Source organism: Streptomyces sp. NPDC058469, assembly GCF_042721125.1.
In the GTDB taxonomy this organism is placed as follows: domain Bacteria; phylum Actinomycetota; class Actinomycetes; order Streptomycetales; family Streptomycetaceae; genus Streptomyces.
Map to the genome: position 1 here is coordinate 1 of NZ_JBHXME010000252.1, position 11,246 is coordinate 11,246.

Sequence of the window (11,246 nt, forward strand, 5' to 3'; positions counted from 1 at the left end):
ACCCTCACGGAACCACGCTCGACCTGCTCATACGCCGACGCCAGATCCTCCAACAGGACAGGCCAGGAGACCGCGTCCACGACCAGGTGATGGACAACGACCAGAAGCAGCTGACCGCGCTCACCCCGATCGAAGAGGGCCACTCGCAGCAGCGGGCCCTCCACCAGATCGAGCCCCGCCTGCACCTCCGAGGCCCGCGCCTCCAAGAAGGCCGGCTCATCCGCAGCCGCTACGTCAGCAGCGTCGATGACCGATACCAGGTCGGCCGGTTCCGCGGCCGCCACACGACCGACCCACTCCGCGCCCTCCCGCACAAAACGGGAACGCAGCGCGTCATGCTGCTCCACCACGGCCCGTGCGGCCACCCGCAGCACGTCCGCGTCCACCTGAGCGGTTGCCTGCAACACCACCGACTGGTTGAAGTGCCACGGCTCCGGCTGCTCACTCTCCAGGAACCACCGCTGGACGGGTGTCAACGGGAACTCCCCTACGACCAGGCCCTGTTCGGCATCGGCCGCGCTCTCGCTCGACGCCACCGGCGCCAGCTCGCCCACCGTCTGATGGTCGAACAACTGCGCCACCGTCACATGGATCCCGAGATCCCGGGCCCGGGCCACGACCCGGATGCTGCTGATCGAGTCGCCGCCCAGCTCGAAGAAGTTGTCCTCGACGCCCACCCGTTCCAGGCCCAGGACCTGAGCCCACACCTCAGCCAGAACCTGCTCGACCTCTGTACGGGGTGCCACATACTCCCCCGCCGAACCCGCACGCTCCCCGTCGGGCTGCGGCAGCGCCGCCCGATCCAGCTTGCCGTTGGGGGTGAGCGGCAGCGCGGCCAACTCGACGAAGACGGCCGGAACCATGAAGGCCGGCAGACTCCGCTGGACGTGGTCCCGCAGGTCGTTGACCGCCGGGATGCCCTCCGACGCGTCCTCGGGGACGAGATAGGCCACGAGCTTGCGGTCTTCGGTGTCACCGAACGCCGCCACCACGGCGGTACGGATCTGGGGATGGGCGGCGAGTACGGCTTCGATCTCACCGGGTTCGATACGGAAGCCGCGGACCTTGACCTGGTCGTCGGCACGGCCGATGAAGTCGAGGGTGCCGTCCGCGAGCCAGCGGGCCCGGTCGCCGGAGCGGTACATACGGGTGCCGTCCGCGATGAACGGGTCCGGCAGGAAACGTTCCGCGGTCAGGGCGGGCTGGGCACGGTAGCCGCGGGCGACCTGCGGGCCCGCGATGTACACCTCGCCGGCCACCCCGACCGGGACCGGGTTCAACCGCGCGTCCAGGACGTACAGGCGGGCGTTCGCCACCGGGGCGCCGATCGGCGGAGCCATGGCCACGTCCGCGGAGACCGGGCCGATGGTGACCATGACCGTGGCCTCGGTGGGACCGTACGTGTTCACCAGCGTGCGGCCCCGCGCCCACGCCTGAGCCACCGGCCGGGTCAAACGCTCCGCACCAAGCAACAACGTCTCAATACCGGGGACTTCATCCGGGTTCAGGACACCCAGCAAGGACGGCACCACGCTCGCCGCATCCACACCCTGCGCGCCGATCATCCCCGTCAGCGCCTCCGGGGCCGTGCGCTCAGCACTGCTCGCCACCACCAGCGCGCCGCCCGACGCCAGCGTCACCGCCACATCCAGCACGGCCGCGTCGAAACTGAACGACGCGAACTGCAACACCCGCACACCCGGCCCGGCACCCAGCACCGGAGCCAGCGCGGTCACCATGCCCACCACACTGCGATGAGCGACCTGCACACCCTTCGGACGCCCCGTCGACCCCGACGTGTAGATCACATACGCCAACTGACCTGCCTGTACGTCCACTTCGGGGGCAGTAGTCGGCAAGCCTTCGGTGACAGCCGGATCATCCAGCCACACCACCGACTCCACCGACAGACGCTCAGCCACCTCCGCCACCGATCGGTGGCCGATCAGCACCCTGGCTCCGCTGTCGGCGAGCATGAACTCCAGCCGCTCGACGGGGTATTCGGGATCCAGCGGCAGATACGCACCACCCGCCTGCCACACCGCCAGCATCGCCACAACCATGTCGACGCCACGCGGCAGACACAGCCCCACCACCGACTCCGCCTCGACCCCAAGACCCCGCAGGTGATGCGCCAGCCGGTTCGCACGCGCCATCAACCCGCCGTACGTCAGCACCTCACCACCAGCGACCACAGCCACCGCATCCGGGCCGGCCAACGCCCGCTCCGCAATCAGCTCATGTACCCCACCCACACCCGGCAGCGGCTCAACAGCCCCATTCCACTCCTCGACCACCCGCCGCCGCTCACCCGCACCAAGCACCGGCAGCTCGCCGACACGCCGCCCCGCATCCTCCGCCACCGCGCCCAGCAGCACACCGAGATGCCCGCCAAGCCGCTCCATCGTCGCCGCGTCGAACAATGCGGTGCTGTACTCGATCGTCGCGGTGAGAGCGCCATCGCTGCTGTCGCCAAGCGTCACCGCCAGGTCGAACTTCACCGGAAGGCCACTGGAGCCGGTCTCGTCACTCGCCCCCGCCTCGGCCACTGCATCCGCCGCACCCTGGGGCTCGGCAACCGCGCCGGCGTCGCCATCGCTCTCCCCGGCGACATAGCTGAAGAGGACTTGGAACAGTGGATTGCGGGACCGGTCCCGCTCGGTGACCAGCTCGTCCACCAGTTGCTCGAACGGCACGTCCTGATGCGCGTACGCACCCAGCGCCGACTCCCGAACCCGCCCCAACAACTCCGTGAACGTGGGGTCGCCCGACAAATCAGTCCGCATGACGAGGGTGTTGACGAAGAACCCGATCAGGTCCTCCGTCTCGGCACGGTTCCGGTTCGCCACCGGCGTGCCCACCACCACATCCTCGGACCCCGTATACCGCCCCAACAGCACATCGAAGGCCGCCAGCAGCGTCATGAACATCGACACGCCGCACTCGCGCGACAACGCCCGCAACGCCTCCGCCGTCTCACGCTCGATACGCAACCCGGCCACCGCTCCCTCGGAGGACCGCACCGCCGGCCGGGGCCGGTCAGTCGGCAGCTCCATGACCGGAAGGTCGGCCAACTGCGATCGCCAGTAGGCGAGTTGCTGTCCCAGCACCTCTCCGGTCAGCCACTCCCGCTGCCACACCGCGAAGTCCGCGTACTGCACCGACAGCGGCGGCAACGGATCCGGCTCACCCGCGCGGAACGCCTCGTAACAGGCACTGAGTTCGCGGCGCAGGATCAACCGCGACCACTCGTCGGAGACGACGTGGTGCATCGCGAGCGCCAGCACGTGTTCGTCTGCCGCGACCCGGATCAGGGTGGCGCGGATCAGAGATTCGCCCGACAGGTCGAAGGGGGTGACCGCGTCGACGAGTACCAATTCGCGGGCGGCGGCCATGGGTTCGGTTCGGTCGGACACGTCGACGACCGTCAGGGGGAAGGGCTCGGACGGGTCGATCACCTGGTGCGGTACGCCGTCGGTGTCCACCACCAGCCGGGTGCGGAGGACTTCGTGGCGCGCCACGACCGCGCTCAGTGCCCTCCCCAGAGCCTCCACGTCCAGGCCGCCGGGCCAGGGGACGGGCATGGGTACGTTGTACTCACCGGAGCCCGGTTCCATCTGGTCGAGGAACCAGAGCCGTTGCTGGGCGAACGACAGGGGCAGGTCCTGGTCCCGGCCGACCGTCACGATCGGCGGTGCAGAGGTCCGCGGCGCGGCGGTCTCGACCAACGCCGCGAGGGCACGCACGGTCGGGTGGTCGAACAGCGCGGCCAGAGGTATCTCCGCCCCGAACACTTCCCTGACCCGGGAGACCACCTGGGTGGCCAGGAGCGACTGTCCGCCCAGTTCGAAGAAGTCGTCGGTCGCGCCGACCCGGGCCAGGCCGAGGACCTGGGCCCAGACTCCGGCGAGCAGTTCTTCGGTCACGTTCGCCGGAGCCACGTAGCCCGTGAGGTGCTGACGGACGGCGTCGGGCGCCGGGAGCGCGGCCCGGTCGATCTTTCCGTTGGCGGTCAGAGGCAGCGCGGCCAGTTCGGTGAAGACCGAGGGAATCATGAAGGCGGGCAGGTGTTCGCCCGCGAAGGCGCGCAGGTCGGTGACGGGCGGGATGCCCTCGGCCTGGTCGGCGGGGACGAGGTGGGCGACCAGCCTACGGTCGGCGGCCTCGCCGTCCGTGGTCACCACTGCCGTGTGAATCGCCGGATGAGTCGCGAGAACCGTTTCGATCTCGCCGAGCTCGATCCGGTATCCGCGGACCTTGGTCTGCTGGTCGGCGCGGCCGAGGAACTCCAGCTGCCCGTCCGCCAGCCAGCGCACCCGGTCGCCGGAACGGTACATCCGCGAGCCGTCGCCCGCGAAAGCGTCCGCCACGAAACGCTCGGCTGTCAGCCCGGGGCGGCGGCCGTAGCCGCGCGCGATCCCCGCGCCGGCGATGTACAGCTCGCCTGTCACACCGACCGGTACCGGGTTCAGCCGCTCGTCCAGGACGTACGTCCGCGTGTTGTCGATCGGGGCACCGATCGGCGGCGCATCCCGGCCGTCCGGATCGACGGTCGCGATACTCGCGCAGACCGTGGCCTCGGTCGGACCGTACGCGTTCAGCAGCCGGTGCTCGGTCCGCCATCCGGCGGCCACGCCGACCTCCAGCCGTTCACCCGCCGTCACCAGCGTGTGCAGGCCCGTCAGGTCGCCGGGGTTCAGGACGGCCAGCAACGACGGCGGCAACGTGGCCACCCGAACCTCTCGTTCACGCACGAGAGCCGCCAACGCCTCGGGCTCGGCGCGCTGTTCCGCCGTCGCCACCACCAACGTGCCACCCGACGCCAGCGTCACGCACACCTCGGAGACGGCGGCGTCGAAGCCGAACGGCGCGAACTGCACCACCGCGTCCCCAGCCCCGACCCCGAACGCCCGTCCCTGGGCCCGCACCAGGTTCACCACACCGCCGTGCGCGACCTGTACGCCCTTCGGCCGCCCCGTCGACCCCGACGTATAGATCACATACGCCAACTGGTCCGGTTGTACGGGTACTTCGGGTGACCCGGTCGGCATGCCGGCCAGCTGAGCGCGGTCCATGGGGTCGTCCAGGACCACGGTCCGCAGCCGCCCGACCGGCAGCTCGTCCAGGATGTCGCTGGTGCCGACGAGCACCGTCGCCCGGCTGTCCGTGAGCATGAATCCGAGGCGTTCGACCGGATACTCCGGGTCCAGCGGCAGATACGCTCCTCCGGCCTGCCACACCCCCAGCATCGCCACGACCATGTCGACGCCACGCGGCAGGCACAGGCCCACGAGGGTGTCGGGGCCGACACCCACGGAACGCAGATAGTGGCCGAGCCGGTTCGCCCGTGCCATCAACTCACCGTATGTCAGCGACGCTTCACCGAAGACGATCGCCGGAGCGTCCGGGCCCGCGGCCGCCCGTTCCGAGATCAACCGGTGCACCCCGCCCACCGCGGGCAGAGCCTCGGCCGTGTCGTTCCAGTCGTGTACCAGGACGTCTCGTTCGGCGTCCGTCAGCACCGGCAGATCGGCGACGTGCCGACCCGCGTCGTCGGCGACGGCGTCCAGCAGGAGGACCAGGTGCCGGGCCATTCGCTCCACCGTCGTCGCGTCGAACAACGCGGTGCTGTACTCAAGGACGCCTGTCAGCTCACGGCCGCCGTCGGTGAACATCAGCCGCAGATCGAACTTGGCGACCACATCGCCTTCGACACCGCCGACCGACAGCCCGCTGCTGTCCCGCCGCTGCTGCCCGTCCTCGGTGAAGTAGTTGAACAGCACCTGGAACAGCGGACTGCGCGACCGGTCCCGCTCGGTGACAAGGGCATCGACGAGCTGCTCGAACGGCAGATCCTGGTGCGCGTACGCGTCGAGCGCCATGTCCCGTACTTGGACGAGGAGTTCATCGAAGGTGGGGTCGCCGGACAGATCGGTGCGCATCACCAGGGTGTTGATGAAGAAGCCGATCATCTGCTCGGTCTCGGCCCGGTTCCGGTTCGCCACCGGCGTGCCCACGACCACGTCGTCCGTGTCCGCGTAGCGGCTGAGCAGCACGTTGAACGCCGCCAGCAGCGTCATGAACATCGTCGTGCCGCTCCGCCTGGACAGTTCTCGCAACACGTTCGCGGTCCGTGCCGGGACGGTGAAACGCGTCTGCGCGCCTGCCGGTGACCATACGGGCGGCCGCGGCCGGTCGGTGGGCAGTCCGAGCGCGGGAGCACCTGCCAACTTGTCGCGCCAGAAGGCGAGTTGGACCTCCAGGACCTCCCCCTCCAGCCACTCCCGCTGCCACACCGCGAAATCGGCGTACTGCACCGACAGCGGCGGCAGCGGATCCGGCTCACCCGCGCGGAACGCCTCGTACAGGGCGGACAGTTCGCGCTGGAAGACGCCCTTCGACCACTCGTCGAAGACCACGTGATGCATGGACAGCGCCAGTACGTGCTCGTCCGGGGCCAACCTGATCAGCAGGGCCCGGATCAGCGACCCACCCGCCAGGTCGAACGGGAGCGCCACGTCCGCCGCCATCAACACCCATGCCGCGGCGCCGAGATCCGCCTCGCCGGACACGTCGGCCACCGGCAGCAGGAGGGGCGCGGGCGGGTCGATCACCTGGCACGGCACGCCGTCGGCGCCGGAGACGAGCCGGGTCCGCAGGACTTCGTGCCGTGCCACGATCGCGTTCAGGGCGGCGTTGAGCGCCACCACGTCCAGCGCACCGCCGAGGCGTACCGGCATGGGCACGTTGTATTCGGTCGAGCCGGGATCGAGCTGGTCCAGGAACCACAGCCGCTGCTGCGCGAAGGACAACGGCAGTTGCTCGGCCCGGTCCGCGATCCTCATCCGAGGTCCATGTCCGGTGTTCTGTTCGGGCGCACGGTCGGTCAGCAACGCGATGATCTCGTCGCGGAAGCCCTGAAGGCGGGCCCGGAGCTCGTCCGTGAGCACACCTTTCGGGGCGAACAACCTGAGCCGGCCATCGACGACGCTGAAGCGGGCGCCTCTGCTCTCAAGCCCCTCCAGGAATTCCGCAGGGGACATGGTCATGAGGAAACCCCGTTCTCGTCAGCCTCTGCGTCCTGTTCGTGGACGTCCAGGCTCCGCAGTACTTCGGCTTCTGACATGTGCTCGATCTCGTACAAGATGCGCTCTTCGACGACGGCTGCCAGACCTCGCACGGTCGGTTGGTCGAACAGCGCGGCCAGCGGTATGTCGAGTTCGAAGAGTTCCCGGATCCGGGAGACCACCTGGGTGGCGAGCAGCGAATGCCCGCCCAGCTCGAAGAAGTTGTCCGTAGCCCCGACCCGGTCCACACCCAGCAGTTGCACCCACAGACGCGCCAACACCTCCTCGACGTCGCCGGACAGCTCCTCGAACTCGTCCAACTGCGGCCGTGCACCGTCCGGTTCAGGCAGGGCGGAGCGGTCGAGTTTGCCGTTGGGGGTGAGCGGCAGCGCGGCCAGCTCGACGAACGCGGCCGGGACCATGAAGGCCGGCAGACTCCGCTGGACGTGGTCCCGCAGGTCATTGACCGCCGGGATGCCCTCCGACGTCTCCTCGGGGACGAGGTAGGCCACGAGCTTGCGGTCTTCGGTGTCGCCGAAGGCTGTCACGACGGCGGTACGGATCTGGGGGTGGGTGGCGAGTACGGCTTCGATCTCACCGGGTTCGATACGGAACCCGCGGACCTTGACCTGATCGTCGGCTCGCCCGATGAAGTCCAGCTGCCCGTCCGCGAGCCAGCGGGCCCGGTCGCCGGAGCGGTACATGCGGGCGCCGTCCGCGGTGAACGGGTCCGGCAGGAAACGCTCCGCGGTGAGCACGGGCTGGGCACGGTAGCCGCGGGCGAGCTGCGGGCCCGCGATGTACACCTCGCCCGCCACCCCGACCGGCACCGGGTTCAACCGCGCGTCCAGGACATACAGGCGGGCGTTCGCCACCGGCGCACCGATCGACGGAGCCACCAGAAGGTCCGCGTCGACCGGACTGGCGGTGACCATGACGGTCGCCTCGGTCGGACCGTACGTGTTCACCAGCGTGCGGTCCCGCGCCCATGCCTGGGCCACCGGCTGCGTCAGGCGCTCCGCACCCAGCAACAGCGTCTGGATACCGGGGACTTCGTCCGGGTTGAGCACGCCGAGCAGTGACGGCACCACGCTGGCCGCGTCTACGCCCTGGGCTCCGATCATCCCGGTCAGCGCCTCCGGAGCGGTGCGTTCGGCGCTGCTCGCCACCACCAGCGCGCCACCCGAGGCCAGCGTCACCGCGATGTCCAGCACGGCCGCGTCAAAACTGAACGACGCGAACTGCAACACCCGCACACCCGGGTCGGCACCCAGCACCGGGCCCAGCGCGGTCACCATGCCCACCACACTGCGATGCGCGACCTGCACACCCTTCGGACGACCCGTCGACCCCGACGTGTAGATCACATACGCCAACTGGTCCGGTCGTACGGGGACTTCGGGGGCCGTAGTCGGCAAGCCCTCGGTGACGGCCGGATCGTCCAGCCACACCACCGAATCCACCGGCAACCCCCCGGCCACCTCGGCCACCGATCGGTGGCCGATCAGCACCCTCGCACCACTGTCCGCGAGCATGAACTCCAGCCGCTCGACGGGGTATTCGGGATCCAACGGCAGATAGGCGCCGCCTGCCTGCCACACCGCCACCATCGCCACCACCATGTCGACGCCACGCGGCAGGCACAGGCCCACCACCGACTCCGCACCAACCCCAAGACCCCGCAGGTGATGCGCCAGCCGACTCGCGTCGGCCAGCAGTCCGCCGTACGTCAGCACCTCACCACCGGCGACCACAGCCACCGCATCCGGACCAGCCAACGCCCGCCCGGCAATCAGCTCATGCGCCCCACCTGCCGTCGGCAGCGGCTCGACAGCCCCGTTCCACTCCTCGACCACCTGCCGCCGCTCAGCGCCAGTCAGCACCGACACCTCGCTGACGCGCCGCCCCGCATCCTCCGCCACGGCTTCCAACACCGCGACCAAGTGCTCGGACATTCGCTCCATGGTCGCCGCGTCGAACAGCGCGGTGCTGTACTCGATCGCACCTGCCAGGCCGCCGTCGCGGTCTCCCAGCATCAGTGACAGGTCGAAGTTCACCGATGTCGTGGCCGGCGCGGCCATCGCGGATCCGTCGGAGCCGGTGCCGTCGTGCGCCTCGTGGTCCGCGCGGTGGTCGCTGTGATCAGGCGTGTAGTTGAAGAACACCTGGAAGAGCGCCGTGCGGGACCGGTCCCGTTCCACGACAAGGTCGTCCACGAGGTGTTCGAAGGGCAGATCCTGATGGGCATACGCGGCCAGGGAAACGTTTCGTACCCGTCCGAGCAACTCCTTGAAGGACGGGTCGCCGGCGAGATCGGTCCGCAGTACCAGCGTGTTGACGAAGAAGCCGATCAGGTCTTCCGTCTCGGCCCGGTTCCGGTTCGCCACCGGCGTGCCCACCACCACGTCGTCCGTGTCGCCGTACCAGCCCAGGAGCACGTCGAAGGCGGCCAGGAGGGTCATGGACATCGTCGTGCCGCTCTTGCGGGACAGCGCTCGTAGGGCATCAGCCGTGTGCGCGGAGACGGTGAACTCGGTGACGGCTCCCTCGGTGGACCGAACAGTCGGACGTGGTCGGTCCGTGGCGAGTTCGAGTGCGGGCAGATCTTTCAACTGCCGCCGCCAGTAGGAGAGATGGTCGTTGATTACGTCTCCGGTCAGCCACTCGCGCTGCCACACCGCGAAGTCCGCGTACTGCACCGGCAGCGGCGGCAGCGGATCCGGCTCATCCGCGCGGAACGCCTCGTACAGGGTGGAGAGTTCACGGCGGAGGATCCGCACCGACCATTCGTCGAAGGCCACGTGGTGGATGGCCAGCGTCAGCACGTGCTCGTCGGCGGCGACCCGGATGAGCGTGGCGCGGATGAGGGGCCCGGCCGCCAGATCGAACGGCGTCATCACCTCCGCCTCCACCAGTCCTCGCGCAGCCGTCACCGGATCGGCGTACCAGGACACGTCCGTGGCCGAGATCGGAATCGGCGCCGGCGGGTCGACGACCTGGTGGACCACCCCGTCCGCGTCAGCCACCAGCCTGGTCCGCAGCACCTCGTGCCGCGCGAGCACTCCGCTCAGTGCGGCGACCAGGGCCTCGACGTCCAGGTCGCCCGGCCATCGCACCAGGAGCGGCACGTTGTACTCGAGTGAGCCGGGTTCCAGTTGGTTCAGGAACCACAGCCGCTGCTGCGCGAAGGACAGCGGGAGGGGCTCGTCACGGCTGACGGGCGTGACGGGCGGCGCCGAGATCCCCTTGGCCGAGTTCTCGACCGCCGCGGCCAGGTCCCGGACCGTGGGCCGGTCGAATAACGCGGAGAGGGGTAGTTCGACCCTGAACACGGTGCGGATGCGGGAGACGACCTGAGTGGCGAGCAGCGAGTGCCCACCGAGTTCGAAGAAGTTGTCGTGGGTGCCGACCCGGTCGACGCCGAGGACCTGTGCCCAGATTCCGGCGAGCAGTTCCTCGGTAGCCGTGGCGGGAGCGAGGAAGCCTTCCAAGTCCGGGCGTAGGCCGTCGGGTTCGGGCAACGCTGCCCGGTCGACCTTCCCGTTCGGGGTGAGGGGCAGTTCGTCAAGCTCGACGAACACCGACGGGACCATGAAGTCGGGCAGCCGCTCACCGGCGTACGCCCGCAGATCGCCTACCGACGGAACGCTTTCCCCCTGGGCCGCCGGCACGAGGTAGGCGACCAGTCGGCGGTCCGCGTCGTCACCCCTTGCCGCCACGACCGCGGTCCGGATCCTGTCGTGGCCGGCCAGAACTGTTTCGATCTCGCCGGGTTCGATGCGGTAACCACGGACCTTGACCTGCTCATCCGCCCGCCCCAGGAACTCCAGCTCCCCCTCCACCAGCCACCGCACCCAGTCCCCCGACCGATACATACGGCTGCCGTCCGCAGCGAACGGATCCGCCACAAAACGCTCCGCCGTCAACCCACCACGACCCCCATACCCCCGCGCCAACTGCCCACCAGCAATGAACAACTCACCCACCACACCCACCGGCACCGGACGCAACCGCCCATCCAGCACATACACCCGCGCATTCGGCAACGGCCCACCAATCGGCACCGGACCATCCACCACACCCACCCGACCCAACTCACTGAACGTCGAATCGACCGCCGCCTCCGTCACCCCATAACCCGCCAACAACCGCACACCACCACCCAGCACCGACCGCGCC

Annotated in this window: 2 protein-coding genes and 1 pseudogene; all 3 read right to left on the bottom strand. The window is 69.3% G+C overall.

Annotated elements, in window-relative coordinates; genetic code table 11:
• Positions 1 to 7,049: amino acid adenylation domain-containing protein (locus ACFWP5_RS49815; RefSeq protein WP_384173204.1), on the bottom strand; the 7,049-nt coding region annotated here is incomplete at its 3' end.
• Positions 7,046 to 10,975, bottom strand: a complete 3,930-nt coding sequence (locus tag ACFWP5_RS49820; RefSeq protein ID WP_384173207.1) for an amino acid adenylation domain-containing protein — start codon at positions 10,973 to 10,975, stop codon at positions 7,046 to 7,048. The genes ACFWP5_RS49820 and ACFWP5_RS49815, both read right to left, overlap by 4 nt.
• Before the next feature lie 45 nt (positions 10,976 to 11,020).
• Positions 11,021 to 11,236 (bottom strand): annotated as a pseudogene (locus ACFWP5_RS49825) (AMP-binding protein); the annotation flags it as partial.
• Between the last annotated feature and the right edge of the window lie 10 nt (positions 11,237 to 11,246).